Below are 14,307 nucleotides of genomic sequence, written 5' to 3' on the forward strand. Positions count from 1 at the left end.
TGATTGAGTTTGGTTGGATTGCTGTTTATTTAAGAAGCATCAATGTAAAAATCCCAGATATTAACACAAACCAACTAGCCAAAGATCAGGTTTTTAGGCTACACTTTGGGTGGAAATTAAATTACAAAGATATTTCAATAATCAACCTTTAAAAGGAGTTTACATTTATGAATAAAGTAATTAGGCCAAAACGTGTGTATGCTGCCATTTGGATGCTTTATGGTGCAAGTATTTTAGGACTGCTAGATTTGCTGACCTCATCAACATTGGTTATGGTTCCAATGGAACATGTTTGGCTTGATGTGGTTGCTTATATTGTGCTCATTGCAGTTGCATTTGTTATTAGCTTAGGGGTTAAGGCGGCAAAATGGATTTATATAATCCTTGCGATTATCTGGTATGCGTTTTTAATCTTTTATTTGCCAGAGCACGCCAGTCATCCGCTTAATTTCTGGTTAGTGTTTATTGAAATTATTTTAATCATTGCCGCATTTTATATTTTGTATCAGCCAAAAGCCATGCGTTGGTTTAATAAAGCGCAAAAAATCTAAATTCTCAATCTTTAATAATTCTTTTCTCTACTTAAGTTTCACTTAATTTGATCTTGATATCGTCACGAATATTGTTTTTCTAATCCTATGCATTATTAATTATTCAGCTTTTGTTCGAAAAATAATTGCTTGATAATACATGTTTTTAACAAAACAGAATGGATATTAAGTGTAAATAATTAAGATTTAACGAAATTAAGGGGGCTTATGTGACTTACAGTAAGTGTGCACTTTTTGTGGCATTGTTAAGTGCGATTGGTTATTTTGTGGTGATCAATTCGTCTGCCATTTTATTGCCCATGCTATTTATTATGATGCTAATCGTATCGTTATTAGTATCTTTACGGTTGGCCTCTAGATCTGAGACAAGATTTAAGCAGCGTTACCAATATTTATTTGTTGTATTAAGCGCGCTGATGACAGGGGCTGTTTTATATGGGCTTCTAAAGTCATTGAATAACCCTGAGACAATATCATTCTTGATTGGCAAGATAATGATTTTTGTATCTATTCCTTTTATTTACCAGTTGATGTATAAGAGCATACTGTGCATTCATTACTTGCTGTTTCGCCCAAAGCTACCAATAGATGAGTCAGTTAATGCGACTGAACTGCCAAGTTGTAGTATTTTAATCGCGACCAGAAATGAGCCGTTTGATGTCTGTAAATTAACGTTTGATTCAGCAAATGCACTGATTTATCAAGAGGATAAAAAAGAAATCATAGTCGTTGATAATAGTGATCTGGATCATCCGGATCTTCTAAAATGGCAAAGCTATGTTGAAGAACATGCGCAAAATGGTTCGCTAACCAATTATAAATTTATTCACAGACAAGGTACGGACGGCTTTAAACCAAAGAATTTAGATATTGGTATGGCGCATATCACCAAAGATCATGTGCTATTGCTAGATGCTGATTCGACGTTAAAAGAGGATACTTTGCTTAAAACAATGCCAGAGTTTGTAAAAGACCCTAATCTGGGGTTTGCGTCACTCTTGATCAAAGGAACCAATCAATCATGTAACTTCTTTGCTAAAATCGGCTGTATTTCACAAAATATGTTGCGCTATAGCATGAGCTTAATTGGGCAGGCAGGTTTTGTGATCTTTCAAGGACATAATTCGATATGGTCTATGCAGGCATTGCAAAAAGTCGGTAACTGGCTTGAAGAGTTTCGTGGTGAACCAATGATTGTCGAAGATGTGGCTGCAGCCGTTCGCTGTTATTTTAAAGGGTCATATGGTAAAACAATATGGGTAGAGTCTGGTGAATGGGTTCCGACTTCTTTAAAAGAATGTCAATCGATGTGGATGCGCTGGACATATGGCAATATGCAAATTACGCATAAATACATTGGTAAAATTTGCCGCTCAAGATATATCAGCGTCAAAGAGAAGCTTGATATTCTTAATCAGATGTTTTCTTTTTTTACTGTGCTTACGCCGTTTATCGCGCTTTTGAGCATCTTTTTCCCAGCGCAATCAGTGATATGGCTAAGCATGTTGGCACTTAGCTTTATTCCTTCCGTGCTCTATGCCATCGGCTATGGACTTAAAAATAAATCCGAGCATAAGCAATCTATCTTTGCACGTGTTTGGGAGCTTTATTTAGGCTTCTTTGTGATGAATTCCTTTATCACCTGGGTGTCAATGAAAGCCGTTTATAATTATCTTATGGGGATATCGCAAGGTTGGAAACCAACGGGCAAAACGGCAGAAAGTGCCCAAAGTTGGGCAAGTGTATTGACAAATTATAAGAGCATTTTATTTTATTGTGCTTTTGCCATGGGGGCATTTGTAACAAAGACGACGCTTGAAATTTATAACGGTCACGAGATGATTGTGCCGCTTATTTCTCAGCTTGGTGGTTTGAGTTTTGTATTAAGTTTAGGGCTTGCTTTGCCTGTGTTTGGTCAAGAGCGCATGCAGGAAGTCGAGGAAATTAATAAAATGAGCATTGCATTTGAGATGCGTTAGTCGGCGCACGCTAAGCATAGCGCTAAGTAATACTTCACACCATAGACCATGGCATTCACAGATAAGTCAAAGGTTGGTTCATGCACCATCGAGGTGAAGCCTAAAGTTTCATTACGCACACCTAAAAATGCATAACATGCCGGAATTTCTTTGGCAAAGTAGGAGAAGTCCTCTGATGCCATCCATGGGATATGAGATAGCAGCGTGTTTTTCTCACCGACCACGTGATTGGCTGCAACAATGGATTTTTGTACGCAATTGGCATCATTTTGCGTTTCAGGATAACCAGGCAGATAATCGATATCAACCGATCCGGCATAAGTGTGGGCGATACCATTGGCTATTTCATATAAGCGCTTTTTAACAAGCTCGCGCGCAGCTTGGCTAAGATAGCGAATACAGCCCTTAAGTTTGGCTTTATCGGCAATCACATTATAAGCACTGCCAATATTAAGTGCAGTGATAGATACCACTGCAGGATCAAAGCTTGAAAGGTTTCTTGAGGCAATCGTCTGCACAGCATTGACAAATTGCGTTGCCATAATCATCGGATCATTGGTCGTGCATGGCGTACTGGCATGCCCACCTTTGCCGATAAAGGTAAGATCAAATAGATCGACACCGGCTAAGGCGACAGGTTGGCAAATTTGCATTTTTCCTTCATCAATTGAGGGTAAGACATGGATACCATAAATCGCACTAACACCTGCTAATGCACCATCTTTGATCATCGCTGGTGCGCCACCGGGTAAAACCTCTTCAGAAGGTTGAAATAAGAAGCGTACATTAATTTTTAATTGAGCTTTTTGAGTAACCAATGTATGCGCTGTGGTGAGCACCATCGCACAATGCGCATCATGCCCGCACATATGTGCTTTGCCATCGATGGTTGACTTGTAATCACACGTGTTTTGCTCGTGTATTGGTAACGCGTCCATATCAGCACGCAATGCAATCATTGGATAATCAGGGTTGACAATCAAATCAGCGATAAGTCCTGTTTTGCCAATATTACGCTTAATCGTTAACCCAAGCGTTTGTAGCTTGCCTGCGATAAAATCGGCAGTATTCTCAACATCAAAGCCAAGCTCAGGGTGGCGGTGAATATGCTCACGCACTTCACGTAAATAGTTTTGGTCAATCGTTAAGTCATCAATGATATTAGCCACCGTGAGTCTCCTTTTTTGACAAATGTTTCAGTGTGTTTGCTGTAACCAATGAGGCAGTTAAGCAGCTGATTAAAATCAGCAAAATGGTACTATTTAAAACCGCATTACTTAAAATACCCGTTTTATAGCCGACCAAAATAATCGCTAAAGTTGCAGCGGCGTGCGCGCTACTTAAACCAAAGATTAAACGACCATCAAGGGGGGACAGTTTAAGTGTAAGTTGGGTAAATTTAGCGGCAAGCCATTTACTTAAAAGCGCAACAATGATTAAAGTAATCGCGATACCTAAGACATGATGAATATCAACAAGCACATGTAAGTTCACAATTATACCAACGCTAATCAGGAAAACCGGAATAAACAAGGTATCACCAATAAAGTGAATTTCAGCCTTTAATTTTTTCTTTTTGGCAACAAAGCGATTTAAGGCAAGGCCTGCAAAAAACGCACCAATAATCGCATCAACACCAATGATCTCAGCAAGTAATGCCAACAGAAAAACGACCAATAATACAAAGGTATAGTGCAGACTTTTTTTGCGTGCAAAAAGATAAAAAAAGCCTCTAGCAATATAAGGAATAACAACAAAGGCAATAAGACTGAAAAGGATAAAACCAATGACAAGACTTATCAGCATCATCATACTACTACCTTCTTGATGAAGCCCAGTAACCAACGCCAGAATAAGTAGCACTAGCGTATCGGTAATAATGGTGCCTCCCACGGCGATGGCAACTGCTTGGCGTTTGGCATGTCCTTTTTTACTGACCATCGGGTAAGCAATCAAGGTGTGCGTTGAAAACATAATCGCAACCAAAATAGTTGCATTAACTTGAAAACCAAAGCCATAATGAAACACGGGGAAACCTATGGCAAAAGGAATAATAAAGGTCAGTATACCAAAGAGTATGCTTTTGCGTTTATGTAGTTTAAATTCTTTCATCTCAAGCTCAAGACCAGCTAGAAACATAATATAAAGAAGCCCCGTGGTAGCAAAAATCGTTACCGCAAGGTTTTGATCTAAAATATTTAAGGCATGGGGGCCGACGATAATACCGGTGATAATCAATCCGATAATGCTCGGTATTTTACTGTAATGACAAATCACTTTAGCCGCAAGAATAAGGGCTAAAACAACGGCAAAAATGCTCACAGGATTATCGAGTGGTAGGGCAAATAGGTGTTTAAGCGTTTCAAGCGTATGCATGAATAATCCTTGTTAATTATGTTTTGAAAGGCGTATGCAATACGCCCCTACGTCATCATTATTATCGGCAAAGATATTGCCAAAGTTATTTCTATCCTAATACATCAACTCCTTCAGGTGGCGTGAAGTTGTAGGTTTTAGCGGGGATCTTTGCAGTGGAGATATCATAAAACTCAATATGCGTGGACTGCCCAACTTCTGTTTGGATAAGCATGGACTTTGGTGTGATGTCAGCGAAAGTAATATCGATATATTTAATCAAAGATTGATCATTTACTTTTGGTGTTAATCGATAAGTATGCTCGCCATTTTGCGTGATACTAAAGAGTTTTTGCAATACTTTGCTATCACCGGTTAATAGTAGCAAATAAGGTGCTTGAGAGATGTTTTTAGGCACCTCACTAATTGTCACTTGCTCTAAATCTTCATCATAGTTCCAAAGTTTTTGCCCATTAGATAACAGCATTTGTTTTTGTGGGGACTCAACCTGCCATTTAAAAAAGCTTGGTTTGCTCACCCATAGTTCACCCATACTCGTTTCTTTAATGCCTTGCTGTGGATTAACTAGACTTTGACGAAATTTGGCATGCATGTTTTTAAGGTTGGTTAATAACGTAAACAATGTATTATTAGCATCATTATTTTTGATATTTTCAATATTCTTAGAATTCTCAAGGGTGGCAGTTTTCGTTGGTATTGGTGTGCTGCTTTTATCTGCTGCAAACGCAGGCTTTAATAGTGTGCTAGAGAGTAGCGTAATGGCGGTGAAACCTAAAAGACTATATTTAATCAACGGCTTTATTTTTTGTATATTGTTCATTGTTGTTACCTTTTTACCAGTACTTCACGCATACCATTGCTTTGCATTTCACTCACAAGACCAGCTGCTTCCATTTCCTCAATTAAACGTGCTGAGCGGTTATAACCAATACGCAAGCGGCGTTGAATGTTTGAAATTGATGCGCGCTGTGTTTCAAGTACGATTTTAACGGCTTCATCATATAGTGGGTCAGTGCTATCAGCACCTCCTTCACTATCACCTCCTTCTTCATCTTCACTAGCGGTGATGCTATCGATATACTCAGGTTCGCCCATTTCTTTCCATGCGGCAACCACGCGATGCACTTCATCATCATCGACAAAAGCACCATGCACACGTGTCGGTACACCTGAACCAGGCGGTAGATAAAGCATATCACCATGACCTAAGAGCTGTTCAGCACCTTGCTGATCTAAAATGGTGCGTGAGTCAATCTTTGATGACACTTGAAAGGCGATACGTGTTGGAATATTGGCTTTAATCAATCCCGTAACAACATCAACCGATGGGCGTTGTGTTGCAAGGATTAAGTGGATGCCTGCGGCTCGTGCTTTTTGTGCTAAACGTGCAATTAGCTCTTCCACCTTTTTACCCACGACCATCATCATATCAGCAAACTCATCAGCAATGACAACGATGTAAGGTAGCTTCTCTAATAATGGTGCATCTTCATCGTGCCCTGGACGCAGCTTAAGCCAAAGTGGATCTTTCATTGGCTCGCCTGATTTTTCAGCCTCAAGGATTTTCTCATTTAATCCGGCAATGTTGCGGACACCCGCAGCTGCCATAAGCTCATAACGTCGATCCATTTCTTTGACACACCAACGTAGCGCGTTAGCAGCCTCATTCATATCAGTAACAACCGGTGTCAAAAGATGAGGTATCCCTTCATAGATAGATAACTCAAGCATTTTTGGATCAATCATAATAAGGCGTAGATCATCCGGTGCTGACTTATACAGCATACTGATAATCATCGCATTGACACCAACTGATTTACCAGAACCAGTCGTTCCTGCAACCAGTAAATGTGGCATTTTGGCAAGATTAGCTGTTTCAGGTGTGCCTGCAATATCAACGCCAAGTCCCATGGTCAAAGGGGAGCTAGATTCGATAAATTTCTTATGCGCCAATACTTCTTTTAAACGCACCATTTCACGCTTTTGGTTTGGTAGCTCAAGGCCTACATAAGGTTTGCCTGGAATGACTTCTACAACACGAACACGTGCCGCTGATAGAGAACGTGCTAAATCTTGCGCCAAACCACTTAATTTACTGACCTTAACTCCTGGGGCGAGTTCCACTTCAAAACGCGTGATAACAGGTCCTGGATAACTGCCAACAACTTTAACTTGCACACCAAAATCAGCAAGCTTCTCTTCCACCAATAACGCCATCTTTTGTAAGAACTCTTTAGAGATAAGCTCTTTTTTTGCTTCAGGATCATCTAATAGATCTAATGATGGCAAGCCCGTGATTTTATCAGTCTTATTTTTAGGTTTTACTGACTTATTTATAGGTGTTGGTAAAGGGATATCCTCGATCTCAGGTAATACCTCATCATCCAGCGCTTTTGTCAGTGATTTTGGTGTGAATTCATCATCAAAAGGCTCAAAAGAGATCTCGCGATCATCTATGCGTTGATTGATGTCTGGATCATTGTAGTGTAAGTGATCAAGTGTGTCATGCTCAGGGATAAAGTTATCTTGCTGTTGCTGTTCTTGTTCATTTTTCGCATTCTTTATCAGTAATTTTTGCTCTTTTAATTGTGCCTTTTCATCCTTTTTCTGCTGCTTTAATGCTTCTTTTTGTGCTTTTTGCTCAGCGCGCTTTAGTGCTCTTTGCTCTTTTTCTTCGTCAGAGTTTGTGAAAAAGTCTTTTAGCGTCATTACAATAAAACGAATAAGAGCAGCAAGGCAGCGAATCCAAAAACCACCTGAGAACAAGGTTAAACCTAAAGCAAAAGCAACAATAAGTACCAAAATGCTACCAGCAGTGCTTAAGTATAAAATGGCATATTTAGCAACTTCTTGCCCTAGAATGCCACCGGCACCTTCAGGCATGTAAACGCTAAAAACAGATAGTGCAATTTGTGCAAGTCCACTACCTGAGAAGATGAGTAAAATAGCACCGGCAAAACGCATAAGCATCAGCAGAATACTACTTTCAGCAAAGGTTTTACGCTCAAGGAAAAGCTGCCAGATGCCATAGACCAATAAAAAGGGAATCAAAAAACCAAAGACGCCACAGATGCTCAAAATGATGTTCGCAGTATAAGCGCCGACAATGCCGGCGTAGTTGTAGACCTTATCTTGCGATTGAGCGATCGTCCAGCCTGGATCATTACTGTTATATGAAAAAAGTGATAACAATAAAAACAAGGCAATCGCACCCATTAATACAAGCCAAGTAATCCGTAAGCGATCAACCAACAGTGGATGAAGCTCCTTTTTAACGGTTGCTTGATTGGCAGATTGTTTTGCTGTTTTAGCTGTTTTGTCGGCTCTTGTTTTCTTGGAATCCGCTTTTTGTGATGTGTTTTTCTTACTTTTACGCAGCAGCGCCACTCTTTATTCCTCATATTCATCGAGATTAAACGCATCTATCATACCAAGGGCAAAACAAAGCAGGCAACTCGTTTTGCCAGAATTAATAGAATGTTAACAGATTAATGATGTTCGCCTTTCTCTGCTTGTCGCTAGTAGGTCTTCTCAGGTAGAATGGCACAAGTTCATTTGCGATAAAAAACTAACATAAGGAAACTTAAAGATGAATAACGCATTTTATGACCATCTACGTCAAGGGATTAATGAGATCAAAGAAGCAGGAACGTACAAAGGTGAGCGAGTTATCAATTCACCGCAATCCTCAGATATTACCCTTAAAAATGGGGCGAACGTTATTAACTTTTGCGCGAATAATTATTTAGGACTTGCCGATAATAAGGACTTAGTCGAAACTGCTAAAAAAGCACTGGATCAATATGGTTATGGCGCGGCATCTGTACGCTTTATTTGTGGCACACAAACGCCACACAGAGAGCTTGAAGATTTGATTAGTCAATATCTGAAAATGGAAGAAACCATTGTGTTCCCATCATGTTTTGATGCTAATGGTGGGGTGTTTGAATCTATCTTGACTGCTGAAGATGCGGTGATTAGTGATGCATTAAATCACGCCAGTATTATCGATGGTGTGCGTTTGTGTAAAGCAATGCGTTTTCGCTATAAAAATAATGATATGAGTGATCTTGAAGCGCAATTGCAAGCGGCTGATGAGAAAGGTGCGCGCTTTAAGCTTATCGTTACTGATGGTGTTTTCTCAATGGATGGTATTATTGCCAATTTACAAGGTGTCTGCGATTTGGCGGATAAATATAATGCCATCGTGATGGTTGACGACTCTCATGCCACAGGATTTATTGGTGAAGAGGGGCGTGGTACACCAAGTTATTGTGGTGTTGAGGGCCGAGTTGATATTATCACCAGTACGTTGGGTAAAGCACTAGGTGGTGCTTCAGGTGGCTTTGTTGCAGCGCGTGCGCCAATTGCTGAGATGTTAAAACAAAAAGCACGTCCTTATTTATTTTCAAATGCCTTAGCACCAATGATTGCAGCAACATCAATGGCAGCGATTAAATTGGCAATGAGCTCAGATGAAAGACGTGATGTGTTGCAACGCAACCAAAAACATTTCAGACAAAAAATGACAGCAGCAGGTTTTGACTTAATTCCTGGTGAGCACCCGATTATACCGGTGATGTTATATGAAGAGAAAAAAGCCGCCGAAATGGCAGAGAAGTTACTTGAAAAAGGTATTTATGTGATTGCATTTTCCTATCCTGTGGTTCCTAAAGGTTTAGCGCGTATTCGTACACAAATGTCAGCTGCACATACGCTTGAGCAAATTGATAGAACCGTTCAGGCATTTACTGAGGTTGGTAAGGAAATGGGGATTATTTAAAATGCATAAAACAATGAAAGCATTATCTAAGCTCAAAGCTGAGCCCGGTATTTGGATGACTGAGCTACCTATTCCTGAAGTCGGGCATAATGATGTATTGATCAAAGTTAAAAAAACAGCAATTTGTGGTACGGACTTGCATATTTATTTATGGGATGAATGGTCGCAAAAAACAATCCCAGTACCGATGGCAGTTGGGCATGAGTTTGTTGGTGAGATTGTTGACGTAGGTTGTGAGGTTAAGGGTTTTAAAATTGGTGATCGCGTTTCAGGGGAAGGGCATATCACCTGTGGATTTTGTCGCAATTGCCGTGCCGGTAAGCGTCATCTATGCCGCAATACTGTCGGTGTTGGTGTTAATCGTCAAGGTGCATTTGCTGAATATCTAGCAATTCCTGCGGAGAATACCTTTAAAGTGCCTGATTATGTGAGTGATGATATTGCCAGTATGTTTGATCCTTTTGGTAATGCCGTACATACCGCGCTATCTTTTGATCTTACCGGTGAAGATGTACTGATTACAGGTGCGGGTCCTATTGGCATTATGGCAGTAGCGATTGCGCGTCACGTCGGTGCTAAGCATATTGTGATTACTGATATTAATGATTATCGCTTAGAGATGGCAAGGCAAATGGGCGCGAGTGTTGCCCTAAATGTCAAAGATTATAAAACAGCAGCTGAACAAGCTAATGCGTTAACAGAGACGATGAATAAGCTTGGCATGACCGAAGGCTTTGATGTTGGTCTTGAGATGTCGGGGCATCAAGCAGCAATTAATGCAATGATTCAGACAATGAATAATGGTGGCAACATTGCTTTGTTAGGTATTGGTGGTGCTGAAGTCACTGTGCCGTGGAATGATATTGTTTTTAAAGGTTTGCACTTAAAGGGTATCTATGGTCGTGAGATCTATGAAACTTGGTACAAGATGGCGAGTATGGTGGGCTCAGGCTTAAATGTAAACCCTGTAATCACACATCAGTTTCATGTTGATAATTTCTTAGAAGGATTTGAGCTGATGAAGTCAGGGCAGTGCGGTAAAGTTATTTTGAACTGGGCATAATTCGGCTATGACCATATTCCAGCTCACTTTGATTGTGTAAGTGCTGGCTGAGCGTAAGTCGAAGCCTCTATGAAGTGTGATTTTGCCAAGCTTACCCACTTCGACCGATGCTCAGCGCACCGCTTCGACTTACGCTCAGGGTACGGTGAGCACTTGTGGACGAATATTTAGTCTTAGCCCATTAAGTCCAATAATTTATATCTTATATTCCTTGCCTTTTACTTACTTTTGGTATCGAATGTTACCCTTTCTAGGGAAAACAATTAGAGAAATATATGAACGTATTAAAAGGGCAAGGTAGTGTCCTAACCATCGCAAGCTTAACTGAATTTGGTGAGCGCTATAGCTACTATGTGATTCAGTCATTATTAATCTTCTTTTTGATTCATAAATTTAATTTACCTGAGGCAAAGGGTGCCTCTCTTGTTGGTACGGTGCTTAGCATGGTATATATCTCAGCACTCGTTGGTGGGTATATTGCCGATAAGCTCATCAGCTATTACCGTGCGGCAACACTTGGTGTGATGTTTATGATTGCTGGCAGCTTAGTGTTAGCCATTGCAAGCTCTGAAAATTTACTTTTTCTGGGTCTTTCATTTATTTCAATTAGTACGGGATTGATTAAATCAAATATAAGCTCATTTATCGGACGCTTTTATGATAAGACCAATGCGACAGAAGGGCAGCGTGATTTTGGCTTTAATATCTTTTATGTTGGGATCAATTTAGGGGGCTTTGCCGCATTATTTGTTGCCTCTTACTTAAGTGAAACCTATGGCTTTGCCGCACCTTTTTATTCGAGCTTGATCGTATCGGTGTTGGTGCTGATCAATTTGATCGTCGGTTTTTTTATTTTGGCAAAGCATATCAAAGAAGTGAGAATCAATTTAGCCATTGTTGCTAAAACCATTTTAATCTTGGCAGTGTATTTTGTGGTGGTCTTTCTGGTGTTGAAGAATCCAATCATTGCCAATGTTGCCATTACAGTTGCAGGACTAGGCTGCTTTATCGTTATGCTTGTCTCAGCGCAAAAAAAATATTGGCGCAATGTCATTGTTGCTTTTATCTTTTTTGTGTTGTCAATCTTGTATTGGGCGCTATTTTTTCAGATCTTTATTTCAGTGCTGTTGTTTATTTCAAAAGGAGTAAGTAATGACTTTTTTGGTTGGCATATTTTAGACTCGCAGTTTTTAAGCTTTGAGTCAGCAGGTGTCTTAATCTTTGGCTTCTTTATGGGAAAACTGTGGTTGTCATTAGAACGCAAAGGCAAAGCAGTGCAGGATATTGATAAATTTAATATTGGCTTTATCTTACTCGCCGTTGTTTTCTTAGTTATTTGGGTTGGTATTCAGTTAACACCTAAAGGTCAAGGCGTTCCCGCAGTATACATGATCATTGCCTTTTTGATTATGGCAATCAGTGAGCTATCACTATCAGCAATTGGTTTGTCGCTTATCACGAAATTAGCACCACCTAATTATGTCTCTTTATACATGGGGATCTGGTTGGTAACCCTTGGCATTGGCGGCAAACTTGCCGGTGTCATTGCTCAGTGGGCACCTGTGACTGGTGATATCCATAGTATTAAAACTGGAATGTCTGAAGGTTTGCAGTTGTTTATTGTCTTAACGATAGTCGGCGCTTTTTTGTGTTTATTGTTAAGACGTTTTGTGATTGCTAAGCGATGAATCAAGAATAACTTGTGTTTTAATTTCCCCCTCACCCGTGCAGCTTAAGCAGCACGAGCGATCCTGCAAGGGGAGCTAGCTAGTGCAATTTATTTGTAGCGATCATTAACCTTTTCTGGCACCAAATACGATAGATAGTAAAATCAGCACAGTACCAATACCTTGTACTAAGGTAATATGCTCGCCTAAGAAAATAAATGAAAATGCTAGTGTTGAGATAGGCATCGCCGCAGTAACAAGGCCTGCGGTACTTGAACTGACCTGATCGCATCCCATAAACCAAAACAGATAGAATAAAGCAGAGGCAACGGATACTAAGAGTAAAACAAAATAAGCATTGAAACTCAAACCAATGAGCTCGTGCCAATTAGCGAAAAACAACAGTGGAATCATTGCAATCGCATTAATGAGGTTCATCAAAAATGCCGATTTAACTGCGGGTAATTGAGCGTTTTTAAATTTGCTAATGACATAATAAAGTGCTTCAGGAATCATCGCTAAAAAGATGATCATATCTCCAATAATTGATAATGCTGAAAAGTCTTGATTTGATAGACTTGAGCCATTAATCGCAATTAAGCCAATGGTAGCAAATAGGATGCACAATGCTTTAAAGCGGGTAATGCGTTGGCGGAAAATAATAAAAGATAAGATAATGATCATCGCCGGCAATGTGCTGCTGATAAGTCCTGCCATACTGGCACTAGTGAATTGAATCCCTGAGAGCATCAAAAGATTAAAAAACATGCCTGCACACAGCGCTTGTGCAATCAAAATCAGCCAATCTTTCTTGTTAAGCGATGAAATGGTGCTTTGTGCATTATTGGTTTTTTTGATAAAGGGAATACATGCCAAAAGAACAAGGCTGCCAACAACAAAGCGTATTTCAAGTAAGGCAATAATCGATAAGTGTGACACCAAAAATTTAGAGCCGGTGATGTTGATCCCTGTCACCATTTGCGCAACGATTAATGATAAGATGCTCCACATAAATTCTTTTCCCGTGCCCGTTGTAAATATTATAGAAAATAAGTATAAACCTCAAAAAGAGCGTAATACTAGCGATTGTTATGATCTAGTGATATTTAGTGGCGCCCAACTTTGGCAGGTTGGCATCACCTCAAGTGTGTTGATGTTGATATGTTGAGGCAATGATGTCGTGAAATAAACAATCTCAGCAATATCATGTGCAAGCAATGGTTCAGTTTGGTCGTACACTTGATTGGCTTTTTGAGCATCTCCCTTAAAGCGCACTACGGAAAATTCCGTTTGCGCAAGTCCAGGTTCAATATCAGTGACACGAATATTTTTGCCTTGAAGATCAGAGCGCAACGCACGTGAAAACTGTTGAACAAATGCTTTGCTGGCACAATAGACATGTCCACCAGGATAGGGCCAATTTGCAGCAATCGAGCCGATGTTAACAATATGACCACGATTGTTATCAAGCATCAATGGCAATATGCGCTTGGTAACATATAACAGACCATTAATATTGGTATTAATCATGGTTTCAAAATCAAGCTCATCGGCGTCTTGGAAAGAAGATAATCCCAATGCCAAACCTGCATTATTAATCAAAATGCCGATATTTTCCATCTGTTTAGGTAGTGCACCAATGAGTTGATCAATGGCATCCTTATCGGTGACATTCAGCTCGGCAATATGAATGGGGTAGTCTTGATTGAGTGATTTAGCTAATGCTTGCAAATGCCCAAAGCGACGAGCGCTTAAAATCACTGGATAACCGTTGGCATTATACTTGCGTGCCATTTCAGCACCGAAGCCTGAGCTTGCTCCTGTGATAAACACAACGGGTTTAATGTTGTTAATAGGTGATTTAGTAGGTTTGTCATACATGATGTGT

General features: G+C 40.0%; 11 protein-coding genes. 5 read left to right on the forward strand and 6 right to left on the reverse strand.

All coding sequences use genetic code 11. The annotated features are described in order from the left end of the window. Positions 1-167: 167 nt before the first annotated feature. Together ACY10D_RS01325 and ACY10D_RS01330 are read left to right on the forward strand one after the other, a co-directional pair. Positions 168-551 (forward strand): hypothetical protein, encoded by a 384-nt coding sequence (locus tag ACY10D_RS01325; RefSeq protein ID WP_486999012.1) that lies wholly within the window; start codon positions 168-170, stop codon positions 549-551. Between the two features lie 209 nt (positions 552-760). Next, the gene (locus ACY10D_RS01330) at positions 761-2,530 is read left to right on the forward strand and encodes a glycosyltransferase family 2 protein (protein WP_486999013.1); all 1,770 of its coding nucleotides are present in this window, start codon (positions 761-763) and stop codon (positions 2,528-2,530) included. Here the strand turns inward: ACY10D_RS01330 and ACY10D_RS01335 are convergent. The 4 genes from ACY10D_RS01335 to ACY10D_RS01350 form a co-directional block, all read right to left on the reverse strand. Beyond that, positions 2,527-3,690: a M20 metallopeptidase family protein gene (locus ACY10D_RS01335; protein WP_486999044.1), complete on the reverse strand. Its 1,164-nt coding sequence runs from the start codon at positions 3,688-3,690 to the stop codon at positions 2,527-2,529. The two genes, ACY10D_RS01330 and ACY10D_RS01335, sit on opposite strands and share 4 nt — an antisense overlap. A gap of 1 nt (position 3,691) precedes the next feature. Further along, a complete protein-coding gene (locus ACY10D_RS01340) occupies positions 3,692-4,906 on the reverse strand; it encodes a cation:proton antiporter (protein ID WP_486999014.1) in 1,215 nt (404 codons plus the stop codon). Between the two features lie 91 nt (positions 4,907-4,997). Continuing rightward, positions 4,998-5,726, reverse strand: a complete 729-nt coding sequence (lolA, locus tag ACY10D_RS01345) for an outer membrane lipoprotein periplasmic chaperone LolA (RefSeq protein WP_486999015.1) — start codon at positions 5,724-5,726, stop codon at positions 4,998-5,000. Between the two features lie 5 nt (positions 5,727-5,731). After that, complete coding sequence (locus ACY10D_RS01350; protein ID WP_486999045.1) at positions 5,732-8,122, reverse strand: DNA translocase FtsK; 2,391 nt, start codon at positions 8,120-8,122, stop codon at positions 5,732-5,734. Between the two features lie 373 nt (positions 8,123-8,495). On the opposite strand from ACY10D_RS01350, the gene ACY10D_RS01355 reads away from it, so the two are divergent. The 3 genes from ACY10D_RS01355 (at position 8,496) to ACY10D_RS01365 (ending at position 12,440) form a co-directional block, all read left to right on the forward strand. Continuing rightward, positions 8,496-9,689: a glycine C-acetyltransferase gene (locus ACY10D_RS01355; RefSeq protein ID WP_486999016.1), complete on the forward strand. Its 1,194-nt coding sequence runs from the start codon at positions 8,496-8,498 to the stop codon at positions 9,687-9,689. Positions 9,690-9,702: 13 nt separating this feature from the next. Continuing rightward, positions 9,703-10,752, forward strand: a complete 1,050-nt coding sequence (tdh, locus tag ACY10D_RS01360; RefSeq protein ID WP_486999046.1) for an L-threonine 3-dehydrogenase — start codon at positions 9,703-9,705, stop codon at positions 10,750-10,752. Positions 10,753-11,027: 275 nt separating this feature from the next. Further along, the gene (locus tag ACY10D_RS01365; protein ID WP_486999017.1) at positions 11,028-12,440 is read left to right on the forward strand and encodes a peptide MFS transporter; all 1,413 of its coding nucleotides are present in this window, start codon (positions 11,028-11,030) and stop codon (positions 12,438-12,440) included. 105 nt (positions 12,441-12,545) lie between these two features. On the opposite strand, the gene ACY10D_RS01370 is transcribed toward ACY10D_RS01365, so the two are convergent. Both ACY10D_RS01370 and ACY10D_RS01375 read right to left on the reverse strand, forming a co-directional pair. Then, positions 12,546-13,430 carry a DMT family transporter gene (locus tag ACY10D_RS01370; RefSeq protein WP_486999018.1) on the reverse strand — a complete coding sequence of 295 codons (885 nt, stop codon included), beginning with the start codon at positions 13,428-13,430 and terminating at the stop codon, positions 12,546-12,548. 78 nt (positions 13,431-13,508) lie between these two features. Next, on the reverse strand, positions 13,509-14,300 hold the full coding sequence (locus ACY10D_RS01375; RefSeq protein ID WP_486999019.1) for an SDR family NAD(P)-dependent oxidoreductase: 792 nt from the start codon (positions 14,298-14,300) through the stop codon (positions 13,509-13,511). Positions 14,301-14,307 lie beyond the last annotated feature (7 nt).

It is taken from the genome of Cysteiniphilum sp. (genome assembly GCF_057495195.1).